At 57.9% G+C, this 16,111-nt stretch carries 13 protein-coding genes and 1 tRNA gene; 6 read left to right on the forward strand and 8 right to left on the reverse strand.

Annotation, left to right across the window (positions count from 1 at the left end; translation table 11 throughout):
• Positions 1-170: 170 nt before the first annotated feature.
• Positions 171-261, forward strand: a tRNA-Ser gene (locus SWE17_RS01560).
• Between the two features lie 108 nt (positions 262-369).
• On the opposite strand, the gene SWE17_RS01565 is transcribed toward SWE17_RS01560, so the two are convergent.
• The 4 genes from SWE17_RS01565 to SWE17_RS01580 form a co-directional block, all read right to left on the reverse strand.
• Positions 370-1,536, reverse strand: a complete 1,167-nt coding sequence (locus tag SWE17_RS01565) for a branched-chain amino acid ABC transporter substrate-binding protein (protein ID WP_322991374.1) — start codon at positions 1,534-1,536, stop codon at positions 370-372.
• A gap of 124 nt (positions 1,537-1,660) precedes the next feature.
• Complete coding sequence (locus SWE17_RS01570; RefSeq protein WP_322991375.1) at positions 1,661-1,888, reverse strand: hypothetical protein; 228 nt, start codon at positions 1,886-1,888, stop codon at positions 1,661-1,663.
• 44 nt (positions 1,889-1,932) lie between these two features.
• Positions 1,933-2,376, reverse strand: coding sequence for a DNA polymerase III subunit chi (locus tag SWE17_RS01575; protein WP_322991376.1), 444 nt, complete (start codon positions 2,374-2,376; stop codon positions 1,933-1,935).
• Positions 2,376-3,863 (reverse strand): leucyl aminopeptidase, encoded by a 1,488-nt coding sequence (locus tag SWE17_RS01580; RefSeq protein ID WP_322991377.1) that lies wholly within the window; start codon positions 3,861-3,863, stop codon positions 2,376-2,378. The genes SWE17_RS01575 and SWE17_RS01580 overlap by 1 nt, the downstream gene beginning before the upstream one ends.
• 23 nt (positions 3,864-3,886) lie before the next feature.
• Here SWE17_RS01580 and lptF point away from each other — a divergent pair, with 23 nt between their 5' ends.
• Genes lptF through SWE17_RS01605 form a run of 5 tightly spaced genes read left to right on the forward strand, consistent with a single transcriptional unit; the run spans position 3,887 to position 8,686 of the window.
• Positions 3,887-4,996: an LPS export ABC transporter permease LptF gene (lptF, locus tag SWE17_RS01585; protein ID WP_322991378.1), complete on the forward strand. Its 1,110-nt coding sequence runs from the start codon at positions 3,887-3,889 to the stop codon at positions 4,994-4,996.
• Positions 4,993-6,099 carry an LPS export ABC transporter permease LptG gene (lptG, locus tag SWE17_RS01590; RefSeq protein ID WP_322991379.1) on the forward strand — a complete coding sequence of 369 codons (1,107 nt, stop codon included), beginning with the start codon at positions 4,993-4,995 and terminating at the stop codon, positions 6,097-6,099. Before lptF ends, lptG begins: the two co-directional genes overlap by 4 nt.
• On the forward strand, positions 6,096-6,503 hold the full coding sequence (locus SWE17_RS01595; protein WP_322991380.1) for a CbiX/SirB N-terminal domain-containing protein: 408 nt from the start codon (positions 6,096-6,098) through the stop codon (positions 6,501-6,503). Before lptG ends, SWE17_RS01595 begins: the two co-directional genes overlap by 4 nt.
• Before the next feature lie 28 nt (positions 6,504-6,531).
• Positions 6,532-7,473, forward strand: a complete 942-nt coding sequence (locus SWE17_RS01600) for a CysB family HTH-type transcriptional regulator (RefSeq protein ID WP_322991381.1) — start codon at positions 6,532-6,534, stop codon at positions 7,471-7,473.
• Positions 7,474-7,516: 43 nt separating this feature from the next.
• Positions 7,517-8,686, forward strand: a complete 1,170-nt coding sequence (locus SWE17_RS01605) for a pyridoxal phosphate-dependent aminotransferase (RefSeq protein WP_322991382.1) — start codon at positions 7,517-7,519, stop codon at positions 8,684-8,686.
• 95 nt (positions 8,687-8,781) lie between these two features.
• On the opposite strand, the gene def is transcribed toward SWE17_RS01605, so the two are convergent.
• Genes def through smc form a run of 4 tightly spaced genes read right to left on the reverse strand, consistent with a single transcriptional unit; the run spans position 8,782 to position 16,017 of the window.
• Positions 8,782-9,321, reverse strand: a complete 540-nt coding sequence (def, locus tag SWE17_RS01610) for a peptide deformylase (RefSeq protein WP_322991383.1) — start codon at positions 9,319-9,321, stop codon at positions 8,782-8,784.
• The gene (gene ligA / locus SWE17_RS01615) at positions 9,318-11,417 is read right to left on the reverse strand and encodes an NAD-dependent DNA ligase LigA (protein WP_322991384.1); all 2,100 of its coding nucleotides are present in this window, start codon (positions 11,415-11,417) and stop codon (positions 9,318-9,320) included. Before ligA ends, def begins: the two co-directional genes overlap by 4 nt.
• Before the next feature lie 15 nt (positions 11,418-11,432).
• A complete protein-coding gene (locus tag SWE17_RS01620; RefSeq protein WP_322991385.1) occupies positions 11,433-12,470 on the reverse strand; it encodes a cell division protein ZipA C-terminal FtsZ-binding domain-containing protein in 1,038 nt (345 codons plus the stop codon).
• 19 nt (positions 12,471-12,489) lie between these two features.
• A complete protein-coding gene (gene smc, locus SWE17_RS01625; RefSeq protein ID WP_322991386.1) occupies positions 12,490-16,017 on the reverse strand; it encodes a chromosome segregation protein SMC in 3,528 nt (1,175 codons plus the stop codon).
• Positions 16,018-16,111: the final 94 nt, after the last annotated feature.

Consider the following 16,111-nt stretch of genomic DNA (forward strand, 5'->3'; position numbering starts at 1 on the left):
GGACAAAGGAATTCGTTGAGAGGCGAAGTTTAAGGACAAAAAGACGTGCTGGCGCTGTGAGGAAAAGAAATCGTCAAGAAACCTCCTCGACCAGCCTACATCAACCGTGTGACAAGAATTCAACAGAGGGGCCAATTAGGTGTTTTTCCCCTGCTACAATTCACGCCTTCGGAGCGGTGGATGAGTGGTTTAAGTCGCACGCCTGGAAAGCGTGTGTGGGTTAATAGCCCACCGCGGGTTCGAATCCCGCCTGCTCCGCCAAAACCAAAAAAAGCCTGCACATGTGCAGGCTTTTTTTCGTCTGTTCATCTCGAAGGCTGTTCAAAACACCCTTCGAAAATCAGCCCCCGTCCAACGAGGGCCGTCAGATCAGCGGACCACAGCGATCTGTGAACGCTCGCCACCTTTGTAGGTGTACAGCGTCAAAGCGCCGTTCTTGATGTCGCCTTTTTCGTCAAAAGCGATATTGCCTGTCACGCCCTTGTAGTTGATGGCTTTCAACACAGGCAGGTACTTGGCTGGGTCAGCAGAGCCAGCAGTCACCATGGCTGTGGCCATGACTTTGACAGCGTCATAAACGTAAGGGGCATAGACTTGGACGTCAGCGTTGTATTTGGCCTTGAAGTCGGTGCGGAACTTGTCCATGCCAACTTTCTGCTCGCCTTCCACGCCACCGGCTTCAGCGCAAACCACGCCTTCGTCTTTCATAGCGTCGCCAGCCAACTTGGCCAACTCGGCAGTGCAGATGCCGTCACCGCCCATGAACTTGGCTTGGATGCCCAAGGATTTCATTTGACGCAACATGGGGCCAGCAACAGCGTCCATACCGCCGAAGAACACGACGTCAGGCTTTTTGGCCTTCAAAGTGGTCAAGATGGCGTTGAAGTCAGATGCCTTGTCTGTGGTGAACTCGTGACCCACGATGGTGCCACCAGCCGCAGTTGCGCCCTTTTTGAACTCTTCAGCCACGCCTTGGCCGTAAGCGGTGCGGTCATCGATCACGGCGATGTTCTTGCCCTTGAGGGTTTCCACGGCGTACTTGCCCAAAGTGCCACCCAAGTGCACATCGTCAGCCACAACGCGGAATGCACCAGCGTAACCCTGACGTGTGTACTTGGGGTTGGTGGCCGATGGAGAGATCTGGGGAATGCCAGCCGTGTTGTACAGCTGTGAAGCGGGGATGGTGGTGCCGGAGTTCAGGTGACCGATCACGCCGTTCACTTTGGCGTCGACGAGCTTTTGTGCAGCTGCAGTACCTTGCTTAGGATCGGCAGCGTCATCTTCGGCCAACAACTCAAATTTGATGGCTTTGTCGCCGAACTTCAGGCCGGCAGCATTGAGTTCTTCAATGGCCATGCGGGCACCGTTTTCGTTGTCTTTACCCAGGTGGGCGATGGCACCACTGACAGGACCAACGTGACCGATTTTGATCACTTGGGCATCAGAAGCGGCTTCTTTCTTGCCGCAAGCTGCCAAAACCACTGCAGCAACAGCCACAGACACCAAAGTCAAAGTACGCGTACCAGAAAATTTCATGGAAACTCCGAAAAATAAATTGCTTCAATCAAGCAAGCTGTAAAGATACTGCAAAACAAGGCATTTTGCAGTTAGGGAAAACCAAAATCCCAGAAAAAGCGGGTATCCGTCTAGTACGCGTCGGTCAATCCAACCCATTTGCGTGTTTACGCCAAGCCTCTAGAAGGCTGGCTCGCACCAGTTCAGTGGTCAAACGCTCCATTTCGGGGCGCAAAGCATGGAGCAAATGCGACTCCAAGGACATCCAATCCGCCTTTCTCTGTGCACGCGCATCCAACGCATCACGCAAGGCTTGAGAAACCGCCACCTCCGACATGACCGTTGTCAGAACAGGGATGCTCCCTGAAGGCATGCTCGGTGGACATGAGTCACTGGGGACTGACGGATTCAAGTCGGTCATGTGGCCACGGCCTTGGACAAGTCGTGTTGTTTTAAGGCATAACCTTGGGCGGTGTAGTGCCGCCAGCGCTGGCGCGCGGTCATGCGCCCATGGTCATCGGTGGCCACGATCTCAATGAGGCGTCCAAAAGATTCAAAACCTTGGGGCACCTCGTCGCCAAGGTTCACCAACACATCCATACCGCTGAGCTGGACAGGGTCCATGTGCAAGCGAATAGGCGATGCGACTTGTACTTCCAGGCCGTCGGCAGCGCAGCTGTGCGGTAAAAAATCAGACTCAGAGAACGACCACAGTGCCGCATCAAGTTGTCGAAGGCTGGCTTCTGACCCCACCACGCCCACGCGGAGCTGTCGGGCATGGGCTTTCCTTAAGAGCCTGCAGGTGTACTGCAAGCGTTCCGTGGTGTTGAAGTGAAACTCAATCTGGGTCATAAAACCCATCACTTGCGATGGCTGGATGGCAACTTGAGCGTTTTTTGTTCCGCCTGGATCAACAAGTAACTCAAGAGCAAGGAGACTGGCCTACCCGTAGCCCCTTTGGCCGCGCCGCTGCGCCACGCGGTCCCGGCGATGTCCAAGTGTGCCCACGGGTATTGGGATGCAAAGCGCTGCAAAAACTTGGCTGCAGTCACCGCCCCGGCTTGCCGACCTGCCACGTTGGCCACATCGGCAAAACGCGACTTCAAACCTTCCGCGTAGTCATCGTCCAAAGGCATGCGCCAGCAAGTGTCGCCCGATGACTCACCCGCTAAATGCATCATTTCAGCGAGGGCGTTGTCACTGGTGAAAAGTCCTGAACGAACCCCACCCAAGGCAATCACGCAAGCGCCTGTCAATGTGGCAATGTCAATCACAGCACGAGGCTTGAAGCGCTCTGCGTAGGTCAAGGCATCGCACAAGACCAATCGCCCTTCGGCATCGGTATTCAAAATTTCGATCGTCTGGCCACTCATGCTGGTCACCACATCGCCCGGTTTGACAGCGGAGCCATCGGGCATGTTTTCGGTGGCGGGGATCAAACCCACCACATTGATGTTTGGCTTGAGTTCACTCAAGGCTTTGAACACACCCAAAACGCTGGCGGCCCCGCACATGTCAAACTTCATTTCATCCATCTCAGGCGCAGGCTTCATAGAGATGCCACCCGTATCGAAGGTGATGCCCTTGCCCACCAGCACCACAGGCGCTTGCGACGAAGCAGCCCCGTTGTAGCGCATGACGATGAAACGCAAAGGCTCCACAGACCCCCGAGCCACGGCCAAGAAAGCCCCCATACCCAGCTTGGTCACCTCTTTGGGCCCCAACACCTCGCATTTGAAGGACGCACCTTTGGCGATGGCCTTGGCAGCATCGGCCAGCATCGATGGCGTGGCGTGGTTGGCTGGTCGATTGGCCCACTCTTTGGCCAATTCAATGCCGGACACCAAGGCCTGCGCATGGGCCACTGCCGCACGATGCTCAGCATGGACCTGTGGGGTACTGAAAACAAGCCATTTGAGTGACCGAGGTTTGGGCTGACTCAAGGTGCTCGTGTAGCTGTAACTAGCATCGGCCAATGTGGTTGCCGCCACTTGCAGGGTTTTGGCCGTCAGGTCAAATGCGGCGTGAACACCCATGCGCTTGACTTTGACGGACTTCAATACCGACCAAGCCGCATTCACAGCCGTGCGAACTTGGGCCGGGCTGACATCAGCCACTGAAACGATCACGAGATGCCTGGTTTTCACGCCCACTTGCGCATACAAAGTCAGTGTAGAACCCGCTTTGTGCTCAAAGTCACCGTGCTGGACGGCGGACTTGACCAAGGCTGCGATGGGATCTTTGCCGACCATCAACTCGGCGTCATGGCTGGGCCACAAGACCACCAAGGCATCCAGATCGTCACGAATCACGGTGGAGAGAGCGCGTTTTTGGATTTCGAAGTTCATAATTCAGCTTTTCCTTCGTCCCGATGTTATTCCATTCCTCTTTACGCAAAGACCTGGCCCGTAATTTCGGGGCCACGCTGGTGGTTTTGATCACCATCGTGATCACCATCATCTTGATCCGAACATTGGGTCAAGCCAGCCGGGGCAGTGTCAACCCCTCTGAAGTCCTGCTGGTGATGGGATTCAGTGTGCTCAGCCAACTGACCACCATAACCACCTTGAGCCTGTTCATCGCGGTGGTGGCCACTCTGTCGCGGATGTACAGCGACAGTGAAATGGTCATCTGGTTTTCCAGCGGTCAGGGTTTGGGGCAATTTATTCGGCCTTTGTTTGGATTTGCATGGCCCATCTTGTTGATCGTGGCTTTGTTGGCCATTTTTGCCTGGCCTTGGGGTAATCAGCAGATTCAGGACTTGAAACAGCGCTTTGAAAAGCGCAACGACATCGAACGTGTTTCACCTGGGCAATTTCAGGAGTCCTCCGGAGGACAACGGGTATTTTTCATTGACAAGGACACGCCAGACAACCGTTTCGGTCGCCATGTATTCATCTCGAGCCAAGAAGGTTTCATGGAAAGCGTCACCACCGCCCAACAAGGCCGCATTGAGCTGACAGGCAATGACCGCTTCCTGATTTTGGACAAAGGCCAGCAATGGCAAACCAATCAGCAAACGGGCGAAACACGGTTGACACAATTTGAGAATTACGAATTGTTGATCGACGAAGACGTGAACTTGCCTTCATTGGACACGTCCAGTCGGCTGTCCACGACTTGGCGACTGATCCAAAACCCCAGTCGTGAAAATTGGGCTGAGTTGTCTTGGCGCTTCGGACTGGGGCTCGCTGGCATCAACTTACTCCTGATCGCTTTGGCTGTGTCCGCTGTCAACCCGAGGGGGGGGCGAAGTTACCACCTGGCCTTGGCCTTGTTTGTGTTCATCGCGTACTACAACATGCTCAATGTGGGTCAAAGCTGGATCCGCACTGGCCGTGTTGACTTTGCAGCATTCATGCTGGTTGTGCATGGCGGTGTTTTTGGGGTGGCCATGCTGTGGCTCGGCATTCGGCACGCCAACTGGTCGTGGCGTTTCTTGCTCCCGTCACGCCTGACAGCCGACAAGGACATGCCATGAAAACCGTTCGTCGATTGCTGCATGGGGAAGTCGTTCGGGCCGTGAGCTTTGTGTTGGTGGGCTTTCTGGCCTTGTTCTTGTTTTTTGACGTAGTCGACGAATTGCAGAACTTGGCCAATTTGGCCAGCCAAGGTTACAAGCTGCACCACGCACTTTTGTTTGTTGCGCTCAAAACCCCCTCTCACATTTATGAGTTGATGCCCATTTCTGTGCTGATCGGCTGCATTTTTGTCATGGCACGTCTGGCCCAAAGCTCCGAGTTCACCATCCTACGCACCGGGGGCTTGACCCCACTGAAAGCCTTGAGCACCCTGCTCCAATTGGGTTTGGTTTTTGTATTCATGACTTTTCTGATCGGGGATTACGTGGCGCCCTGGGCAGACCGGCAAGGGGTACTGGTCAAGGCTCCATTCCAAGGCAACTTAACTGTGGGGCGGACGGGGGCCTGGCTCAAAGAACGTCAGGACAAGCGTCACTTTGCGGTCAACGTGCGCAGTTTTGACGGCATCAGCCGCATGCAAAACATTCGAATTCACGAATTCAACGAAGCTGGCCAGCTGCTTGCCATCACTTCAGCGCCCCAAGCTGATTTTGGCGAAGGGGAATGGCTACTCCATCAGGCAGAAGAAAAAACTTTGAAGGTCAACGCTGCCGACAAAACAACCCAATACCAGTCCCGTCAACAGGCCCAATTGGCTTGGCCCACGGGCATCAGTGCGGACATGGTGACGGCTGCAGTGCTCAGTCCAGACCGCATGAGAACTTGGGAACTGTTCAATTACATGCGCCATTTGTCCAACAACAACCAAAATGGACAGCGCTACGAAATCGAGTTCTGGCGGAAAGTGTTTTACCCCTTGAGCTGCCTGGTGATGTTGGTTATGGCATTGCCTTTTGCTTACGTGCACTTTCGTTCGGGTCAAATTTCCGGCTATGTCTTTGGCGGTGTCTTGGTGGGCATCAGTTTTGCGCTTTTGAACAATTTATTTGGTCACGCTGGAAACTTGCAAAACTGGCAGCCGTGGCTCACTGCAGCGGCACCCTCTTTGATATACAGCGCCATTTCTTTGCTGGGTTTTTGGTGGATGGTGTTACGACGATGACAATGAACTTGAAGCCTGAAACGGCCGTGATTTTGTTTGCCCACGGCTCTCGTGACCCGCTTTGGCGCCTTCCCATTGACGCTGTGGGCCTCGAAATGGCCAGGCAATGGCCAGGCTTGTCTGTGGCCTGCGCATTTTTAGAACTGACCACGCCCGACTTGCCCACCACGGTTGAAAACCTGATGATGCAAGGCAAGACCCATTTGCGGATCGTGCCCATGTTTTTGGGAGTGGGTCGGCACGCTCGAGAAGATTTACCTAAATTGGTAGACGACTTGGTACAAGCCTACCCCCAAATGCATTTTGAATTGCTACCCTCCATCGGGGAACACCCCGCCATGACGCAACTCATGGCCCAAATAGCCGCCGATGCCCCAGTCGTTCATAGACCATTTAAAGCATAATGACGACAGTCAATATGGCATTTAATGTATGAACCTTCATCAGTTTCGTTTTGTCCAAGAGGCTGCTCGCCGCAACCTGAACCTCACAGAAACGGCCAAAGCGCTGCACACATCACAACCGGGCGTCTCCAAAGCGATCATTGAGCTGGAAGAAGAGCTGGGGATCGAGATTTTTGCCCGCCACGGCAAACGGCTCAAACGCATCACAGAGCCGGGCCAGCATGTGCTGCAAAGCATTGAGCTCATCCTGCGTGAAGTTGGCAACTTGCGCAAAATAGGCGACCAATACAGCGCACAAGACAATGGCACCTTGTCGATCGCCACGACGCACACGCAAGCGCGCTATGTGTTACCTCTGCCCGTTGCCAAGTTGCGTGAAAAATACCCCAAGGTGAACATCAGCCTGCACCAAGGTGCGCCAGACCAAGTGGCCAAAATGCTCTTGGACGATACCGCCGAAATCGGCATCGCCACCGAATCCTTGTCGGCCTACGAAGAGTTGGTGACTTTGCCTTGCTATGAATGGCAACACGTTTTGGTACTGCCACTGGATCACCCTTTGGCCAGAAAAGAGCATTTATCGCTGGAGGACATCGCCAGCGAACCGCTGATCACCTACCACCCCTCATTCACGGGCCGTGGACGCATTGACCAGGCTTTTGCCGCCAAAAAACTGCACCCACGCATTGCGCTGGAAGCCATCGACTCGGACGTCATCAAAACCTACGTTCGCTTGGGTTTGGGCATCGGTATCGTGGCCGAGATGGCCGTCAAAGAAGACCCGATCAAAGACCTCGCGATTCGCCCTTTGGGCCAGTTGCTGGGGAAAAATGTCGCTCGCGTCGCCTTCAAGCGCGGTGCTTACCTGCGCCAATTTGTGTACCACTTCGCCGAGCTGTTGAGCGACCGTCTGACGGCCCCTCTGATCACCAAGGCCATGACAGGCCATGTCAACGATTACGAACTGTGATCGCTCACGCTCTGCCGCTGATTTCAAATTCATCCTAACCGCCATGAACGCTCGTACCCCCAGTCTCGTTTCCAAAGCGCCCCACATGGGCACCACGATTTTCACCGTCATGTCGGCGCTGGCCACTGAAAAAAATGCGGTCAACCTGGGTCAAGGCTTCCCGGATTTTCCGTGCGACCCCCAGCTGCTTGATTTGGTCAACGACGCCATGCGTGAAGGGCTGAACCAATACCCGCCCATGACCGGTGTGGCGCCGCTGCGCGAAGTGGTGTCTCGCAAAATTGAAACCCTGTACGGGCGTCACTATGACCCAGTGAGCGAGATCACCGTCACCGCAGGCGCCACCCAAGCGATCTTGACCATCGTGCTGGCCATCGTGCACCCCGGTGACGAAGTCATCGTGCTCGAACCCTGCTACGACAGCTATGTACCCAACATTGAGCTGGCGGGTGGCGTGGTGGTACGCGTGCCGCTTACTCCCGGCACATTCCGTCCTGACTTCGACAAAATCCGCGCCGCCATCAGCCCCAAGACCCGTGCCATCTTGATCAACTCACCGCACAACCCCAGCGGCATGATTTGGTCCCAACAAGACATGCTGACCTTGCAAGAGATCTTGGCCCCGACCCACATCGTGCTCATCAGCGATGAGGTTTACGAGCACATGGTCTACGCACCCAACCAACATTGGAGTGCGGCTCACTTTGAGGGCTTGGCTGCTCGGACCTTCATCGTCTCGAGTTTTGGCAAAAGCTTTCACGTCACGGGCTGGAAAATTGGCACCGTGGCCGCGCCTGCCGCCTATACCGCCGAGTTCCGCAAGGTGCACCAGTTCAACGTGTTCACGGTGAATACCCCCATGCAGCATGCTTTGGCCCGGTACATGGCCAACCCAGCACCGTATTTGGAACTGCCCGCGTTTTACCAACGCAAGCGGGATCTGTTTCGCCAAGGTCTGGCGCAAACCCATTTCAAGCTCTTGCCCGGCGAGGGAACCTACTTTCAGTGTGTCGACATTTCGGGGCTCCAAGTACCCGAGAAGAACCTGAGTGATGCCGATTTTTGCAAATGGCTCACCGCCGACATCGGTGTCGCAGCCATTCCGCTTTCGGCCTTTTACGGCAATGGCTTTGACCAGAAAGTCATCCGTTTTTGCTTCGCCAAAAAAGACGAAACATTGAAGCTGGCGCTGGAAAAGCTCGCCAAGCTGTGAGTTTTCTGGAGCGATGAGATTTCGGGCGCTGTGAGTTTGTAGGCGCCGCGCCCTCGCGGCGATGGACCCGTGCATCGCCTATGGCCAGAGCGACTTCAATCGTCTTCAGCCGAGCTGATGCCCGGGAACAGCACCTCGGTAAAACCAAACTGCGTGAAATCGCGCACCCGCATGGGGAAAAGCTTGCCGATCAGGTGGTCGAATTCGTGCTGCACCACCAGGGCGTGAAAGCCTTCCACGGTGCGGTCAATGGCCTGGCCTTTTTCGTCAAAGCCCGTGTAGCGCACACGTGAACAGCGGGGAACCAAGGCGCGCAGTCCTGGTACCGACAGGCAACCTTCCCAGGCTTTCGCTTCATCGCTGCCCATCGGCGTGATGACCGGGTTGATGAGCACCGTGGGCGGCACCAGTTCCCGGTCAGGGTAGCGCGGGTTGATGGTGGTGCTGCCAAAAATCACCACCTGCAGGTTCACCCCGATTTGTGGCGCTGCGATGCCAGCGCCATTGGCCGCGGCCATGGTGTCACGCAGGTCGGCCAGCAGCGCATGCAGCTCGGGCGTGTCAAACGCCTGCACCGGCTCGGCCATGCGCAGCAGTCGGGCATCGCCCATTTTCATAATTTCACGCACGGTCAAGGTTTTTCTCCATTGAGCAACACAGACAAGCCGGCATCGTCCAAAACCGGGACACCGAGCGATTGTGCCTTGTCGAGCTTGCTGCCCGCCTCAGCCCCAGCCACCACGTAATGGGTTTTCTTGCTGACCGATCCGGCCACTTTGGCCCCCAAGGCTTCCAATTTTTCTTTGGCTTCGTCGCGGCCCATGCTTTGCAAAGTGCCCGTCAATACCACCGTGATACCGGCCAAGGGCATTTCGGTGGGTGCCAGGGCATCGCCTTCCAACCAAGTCACACCTGAATCGCGCAACGCTTGCACCACCTCCCGATTGTGTGGTTGGGCAAAAAAGGTGTGAATACTGTGCGCGACCACGGGGCCCACATCGGCCACTTGCAGCAAAGCGTCTTCACTGGCTGACATGACAGCGTCGAGCTGTCCGAAATGGCGTGCCAGCTCTTTGGCGGTGGCCTCACCCACATGGCGGATACCCAAGCTGAACAAAAAGCGGCCCAAGGTGGTGCTTTTGGAAATTTCCAGCGCCTGGAGCAAGTTGACCGCCGACTTTTCGGCCATGCGGTCCATGTTGGAAAGGGTCTCGAGTTTCAGGTGGTACAGATCAGCCAGCGTTTTCACATGTCCGGCATCCACCAGCTGGTCCACCAGTTTGTCACCCAAGCCATCCACGTCCATGGCGCGGCGGTGGGCAAAGTGCCAAATCGCTTGCTTGCGCTGGGCGCTGCAAAACAGCCCGCCCGTGCAGCGGTGGTCGGCTTCGCCCTCTTCGCGCTCGGCCATGCTCCCGCACACCGGGCAGTGCGTCAACATGGTGAACTGCGGCGCATCAGGTGGGCGGCGGTCCAGCACGACCGACACCACCTCGGGAATCACGTCGCCTGCGCGGCGCACGATAACCGTGTCGCCCACCCGCACATCCTTGCGGCGAGCTTCGAGTTCGTTGTGCAGCGTGGCGTTGGTGACCGTGACACCGCCCACAAACACCGGGGCCAGTTTGGCCACAGGCGTGAGCTTGCCAGTGCGGCCCACCTGCACGTCGATGGCTTGCACCGTGGTCATTTCTTCTTGCGCCGGGTATTTGTGAGCCACCGCCCAGCGCGGCTCGCGGGTCACAAAACCCAGTCGGGCTTGCAGCGCCAGGTCATTGACTTTGTAGACCACGCCATCGATGTCGTAGGGCAAAGCGTCGCGCTCGGCCGCGATGCGCTGGTGAAAGGCGACAAGGCCTGCCGCGCCTTGCACGCACGCCGTTTGCTCAGCAACAGGAAATCCCCATGCTTTGAGCTGCATCAGCATGTCGTGGTGCGTCACCCACTGCGGGCCGCCTTCTGCAGCGGGCGTGAGGTCGCCCAAGCCGTAGGCAAAAAAGCTCAGAGGCCGCTCGGCGGCGATGCCCGAATCCAACTGACGCACGGCACCTGCGGCAGCATTGCGCGGGTTGACGAAGGTTTTTTCACCCTTGGTACCCGCGGCGATGCGGTGGCGTTGGCGCTCGTTCAGGGTTTCAAAATCGTCCCGGCGCATGTAAACCTCGCCGCGCACTTCCAGCACGCTGGGGGCACCAACAGGCAATCGCAAAGGAATTTGTCCAATGGTTCGAATGTTGGCGGTAACCTCTTCCCCGGTTTCACCATCGCCCCGGGTGGCTGCCTGCACCAGCACGCCGCTCTCATAGCGCAGACTCATGGCCAGACCGTCAAATTTCAGCTCACCCACATACGTGACGGGCTCATTGGATTCACTCAAGCCCAATTCCTTGCGGATGCGGGCATCAAAAGCTTCGGCCCCACTGGCCTCGGTGTCGGTTTCAGTGCGTATGCTGAGCATGGGCACACGGTGCGTGACTTGCGCAAAGGCGTCGAGCACCGCACCACCGACCCGCTGCGTGGGCGAATCGGGACTCAGCAGTTCGGGGTGGGCAAGCTCCAAGGCCTGGAGCTCGCGAAACAAGCGGTCGTATTCGGCATCGGGTACTTCTGGGGTGTCGAGCGTGTGGTACGCGTGACCATAGCGGTGCAGGACGCTGCGAAGGTCAGCGGCACGCGCTGCGTCGGCAGGCTTACCCTCTGGCAGATCGCCAAACAAATCTGGATGCGACATGTTGACCGCGCCGACTCAGGAGAACAGCCGACGGGCCTGCGCAGAACCTGCCGACAACTCGCGAGAAGCCAATGCGTCATACAACTGCTGCAGATCACTCGCAATTTGGTCCAACACGTCGTCACCCAGCATTTGGTCATTGCCATCGGTCACCACGCCATCCATGTTCTGGGCCAACAAACGGGCGCATTCGCGCAAACGCTCAAAGGGTTGGTCCTCGCGGGCGATTTGGGGCACATCCAGGCTGAGCGAAAACTCGCGAATGGCGGACAAGGCCGGGTCTTCGGCCATGGCCGCTTGGGTGTCGAAGGTCAGAGACAAAATGGGTGGGAAACCGACCACAGCGGCAGGTATCACCATGCGGCCTGGGATCACCCCAGCCACAAAGCCCAAACGGGCAGCATGTTGTTGGATGTAACCGGGACTCCAAGCAGAAGCCCGTGCGCACAGCGTGAAACTCAGCTGCGCATCGTGAGCGCTGGCAAATTGGTCCAATTCACGGGCCCGGGCCACCTCTTCCAACATGTCGCTGAAAATGGGGCTACCGCCCACAGCATCGGCAAACGCCTGGGTTTTCACCACAAATTCAGAAAATTCGATGTTGTTGAGGGCGCCCACACGGTTGGCCAATTGCACCCCCGCTTGGAAAGCAGAGTAACGACGGCCCGCAGCCAAGGCCTCCCATTCACCGTTTTCGTCACTGCACCCTTCCACATGGAAGGGCTTGGTGCCCACCCGGCGGGTGGTGGGCAAAGCGGCCAAGGCCGCATCACCCGAGACGGGGTGGTCGACTTCGATCGTGGCGATCACGTCGATCAAAGCGTCCAGTTGAGGTTTGCGTTCGGGTTGTGGCAAACGGGCAAAGTCGTCGGTCAAGACAGGTTCTGTCTGCTCAGCGGGGTCTGACAAGTTGCCGACGGTTTCACCCAAGGGTTCAATCTGTGGCTCAGCCTGTTTGGGCGCGTTCTTGCGCGATGTCCAGTAATTGAACAACACCACAGCACCCAAAGTGAGGGCCCCCACGGCGGCCAAACTCAACTGCAAAGAACTCATTGATTCCAACATAAGGTCCTCAAGCCATGTCGGCCATAGAAACGGCAGACTCCATGTCCACTGCCACAATGCGTGAAACGCCCTGCTCCTGCATGGTCACACCGATCAACTGCTCGGCCATTTCCATGGCGATCTTGTTGTGGCTGATGAACAGGAACTGGGTCTCTTTGCCCATACCCGCCACCAGCTTGGCATAGCGCTCCGTGTTGGCGTCGTCGAGCGGCGCGTCCACCTCGTCCAGCAAACAAAACGGGGCCGGGTTGAGCTGAAAAATCGCAAACACCAGCGCGATGGCCGTCAGGGCTTTTTCACCGCCCGAGAGCAAATGGATGGTCTGGTTCTTTTTGCCGGGCGGCTGCGCCAGCACCTGCACACCCGCGTCCAAAATTTCGTCGCCGGTCATGACCAAGCGGGCATTGCCACCGCCAAACAGCTCGGGGAACATGCGGCTGAAGTGCTCGTTGACGATCTTGAACGTGCCAGCCAACAGTTCGCGGGTTTCGGCGTCGATCTTGCGGATGGCGTCTTCGAGCGTGTTCATCGCATCGGTCAGGTCGGCGCACTGCGAGTCGAGGAAGACCTTGCGCTCGCGAGAGGTGGTCAGCTCCTCCAGAGCAGCCAGGTTGACCGGGCCAAGGGCCGTGATTTCCCGGTGGATGCGGTCGATCTCGCCTTGCAGACCCGTCACACGCACCTGACCCGCCTCAATCGACGCGGCCACGGCCTCGAGGTCTGCTTGGGCATCGGCCAGCAGCTGGGTGTATTGCTCCAGACCCAAGCGCGCAGCTTGTTCCTTGAGCTGCAAATCGGTGATGCGTTGGCGCAGCGGGTCCAATTCGCGCTCAAAGCTCACGCGGCGCTCGTCGCTGGCGCGCAGTTTGGCGGTCAGGTCGTCGTAGGCACTGCGGCAAGCGCCCAGCGCTTGCTCGCGCTCAAGCTTGACGGCCAGCACGTTTTGCAAACCCGCTTGGGCAGCGGCATCGGTCAGACGGCTGAGTTCATCACGCGCACGATGCATTTCGGCATCGATGCTGGTCACCTGCTGCTGCGCCGTCTCGATCGTTCGGTTCAGCTCGGCGCGGCGGGCGTCCAAGCTGCGCTGCGAGAACTGCGCCTCTTGCGCCCGGCGCTCCAAGCTGCGCTGCTGCTCGCGGCACTCGGCCAGCTTGCGCTCGGCCTCGATCACGCGTTCGTCCAGCTGGGCGTGGCGCTCTTGCGTGTCGGCCAGCTGCATGTCCAGCTCTTCAAAGCGGGCTTCGGCCGTCACACGGCGCTCTTGCAGCTCGTCCAGCAAGGCCTCGACTTCGGCCAGGTCGTTGTTGATTTGCTCGCTGCGGGCACGGGTTTGAGCCACCAGCTGCGACAATCGCAGGGTCTCGACCTGCAGCTCGTGCGTGCGCGACTGGCTTTCGCTGGCTTCGCGTCGCACCGTGATCAAGCGCTGCGAGGCGTCGGAATAGGCCGCTTCGGCCCGCACCAAGGTGCTGCGGCTTTCTTCGGCAATCAGTGTCTGGGCGCGCAGTTGCTTTTCAAGGTTTTCGATTTCTTGGGCGCGGCCCAGCAAACCGGCTTGTTCAGAGTCTTGCGCGTAAAACACCACACTGTTGCGGTCCACAGCGTGACCAGCCTGCACGAACAATGTTTCGCCCGCTTGCAGCTGAGGGCGCCATGACAGTGCGTCTTCGATGTTGGGGGCGGTGAAACGGCCTTGCAGCCAGTCGGCCAAGAGGGCCGACAAACCAGCATCGTTCACGCGCAACAACTCGGCCAAAGGCTTGCAGCCTGCGGGGAGGCCACTGCGCTGCGCGGCTTTGGCGGCCAAAGGCGGGCTGAAAAAGCTCAGCTTGGCAGGCGGCGCGTCGTTGGCAAAAGCACGGACCATCTCCAAACGGGAGACTTCCAATGCCGACAGGCGCTCACGCAGAGCCGATTCGAGCGCATTTTCCCAGCCGGGTTCAATATGGATGCGGCTCCAAAGGCCTTCCAACCCGTCCATGCCGTGCTTGGCCAGCCAGGGTTTGAGCTTGCCGTCGGTGCGCACTTTTTCCTGCAAAGCCTTGAGCGCGTCGATGCGGGCGCTCAGGTCAGCAAGTTTGGAAGACTCTTGGTTCACTGCGGTTTGGCGTGTGCGGCGGTCTTCATCCAGTGCGGGCACTTGGCTTTGCAGGTCTTGCAAGCGAGCTTCAGCCTCGGCCGACAAGGCCTCGGCCTCGGCGAGTTGTTCTTGCAGATGGGTGAGACGCACCTCATCGGGCGCTGCCAAAGCGTTGCGGTCGGACAGCAACCGTTCGCGACGGGTGTCGAGTTGGCGCAATTGCTCTTCGACGTTGCGCTGGTCTGCAGCCAGCACGCCAATTTGCTGCTGCACCTGAACGACGCTGGCACGCTGGGCGGTGGCGTCGGTTTGGGCTTTGCGCAGGGCTTCTTCCAGGTCGGGCAAGGCCATGGCCTGGTCTTCCACCTGCGCGGCCAGCGTCATGCTCTGGTCTTCGGCCATGGCCGCTTGTTCGGACAGGGTTTCCAACTCGGCTTGGGCGTCTTGGCTGCGGGTGCCCCACTGAGCGGTTTGCTCGATCAGCTGTTGCAGGCGCTGCTCGGCGCGCTGGCGGCCTTCGACCACAAAGCGGATTTCGGCTTCGAGCTTTCCGACCTCGGCACTGGCTTCGTACAGTTTGCCTTGGGCTTGGTTGACCTCGTCACCTGCGGCGTAATGCGCTTGGCGGATGGTTTCCAGGTCGGCCTCGACGTGGCGCAAATCGGCCATACGGGATTCCAGCGCATTGACGGCTTGGTCCACATCCAACTTCATTCGGCCTTGGTCAGCTTCGGCGTCACGGCGCTTCAAAAACCACAGCTGGTGCTGTTTCAGGGTGCTGTCGGCTTGCAGTGTGTTGTAGCGCTGGGCCACTTCGGCCTGCTCTTCGAGCTTTTCCAGGTTGGTGTTCAGCTCGCGCAGGATGTCGTCAACCCGGGTCAGGTTTTCACGGGTGTCGGACAGGCGATTTTCGGTTTCGCGGCGCCGCTCTTTGTATTTAGAGACTCCTGCGGCTTCTTCGAGGAACAAGCGCAGCTCTTCGGGGCGCGACTCGATGATGCGGCTGATCGTGCCTTGGCCGATGATGGCGTAGGCGCGTGGGCCGAGGCCCGTACCCAAGAACACGTCTTGCACGTCGCGGCGACGCACCGGCTGGTTGTTGATGTAGTAACTGCTGTTGCCGTCGCGGGTCAGCACGCGCTTGACGGCGATTTCGGCAAACTGGCCCCATTGGCCGCCTGCGCGGTGGTCTTCGTTGCTGAACACCAGCTCGACGCTGGCGCGGCTGGCGGGTTTGCGGGTGTTGGTGCCATTAAAGATGACGTCCTGCATGGACTCGCCACGCAACTCCGACGCCTTGGACTCGCCCAACACCCAACGCACCGCGTCCATGATGTTGGATTTGCCGCAACCGTTGGGGCCAACCACACCCACCAACTGCCCAGGCAGCAGGAAGTTGGTCGGTTCGGCAAACGATTTGAAGCCTGAAAGCTTGATGGAATTGAGGCGCACGGCGGTGTCGAATCGGTGTCAGATCGGTTGGAGATCAGCGTGATGGGCCAGCCCAAAGGGCCAACACACAGCAAAACGTCAATATTAACTGACA

Origin of the sequence: Limnohabitans sp. (assembly GCF_034680285.1) — a bacterium.
GTDB lineage: Bacteria > Pseudomonadota > Gammaproteobacteria > Burkholderiales > Burkholderiaceae_C > Limnohabitans_A.

Coding starts and splice junctions, on each gene's coding strand:
- SWE17_RS01600 (WP_322991381.1), top strand. CDS start 6,532: ATGAACCTTCATCAGTTTCGTTTTGTCCAAGAGGCTGCTCGCCGCAAC.
- SWE17_RS01565 (WP_322991374.1), bottom strand. CDS start 1,536: ATGAAATTTTCTGGTACGCGTACTTTGACTTTGGTGTCTGTGGCTGTT.
- lptG (WP_322991379.1), top strand. CDS start 4,993: ATGAAAACCGTTCGTCGATTGCTGCATGGGGAAGTCGTTCGGGCCGTG.
- SWE17_RS01575 (WP_322991376.1), bottom strand. CDS start 2,376: ATGGGTTTTATGACCCAGATTGAGTTTCACTTCAACACCACGGAACGC.
- SWE17_RS01605 (WP_322991382.1), top strand. CDS start 7,517: ATGAACGCTCGTACCCCCAGTCTCGTTTCCAAAGCGCCCCACATGGGC.
- SWE17_RS01570 (WP_322991375.1), bottom strand. CDS start 1,888: ATGCCTTCAGGGAGCATCCCTGTTCTGACAACGGTCATGTCGGAGGTG.
- ligA (WP_322991384.1), bottom strand. CDS start 11,417: ATGTCGCATCCAGATTTGTTTGGCGATCTGCCAGAGGGTAAGCCTGCC.
- lptF (WP_322991378.1), top strand. CDS start 3,887: ATGTTATTCCATTCCTCTTTACGCAAAGACCTGGCCCGTAATTTCGGG.
- SWE17_RS01620 (WP_322991385.1), bottom strand. CDS start 12,470: ATGAGTTCTTTGCAGTTGAGTTTGGCCGCCGTGGGGGCCCTCACTTTG.
- SWE17_RS01595 (WP_322991380.1), top strand. CDS start 6,096: ATGACAATGAACTTGAAGCCTGAAACGGCCGTGATTTTGTTTGCCCAC.
- SWE17_RS01580 (WP_322991377.1), bottom strand. CDS start 3,863: ATGAACTTCGAAATCCAAAAACGCGCTCTCTCCACCGTGATTCGTGAC.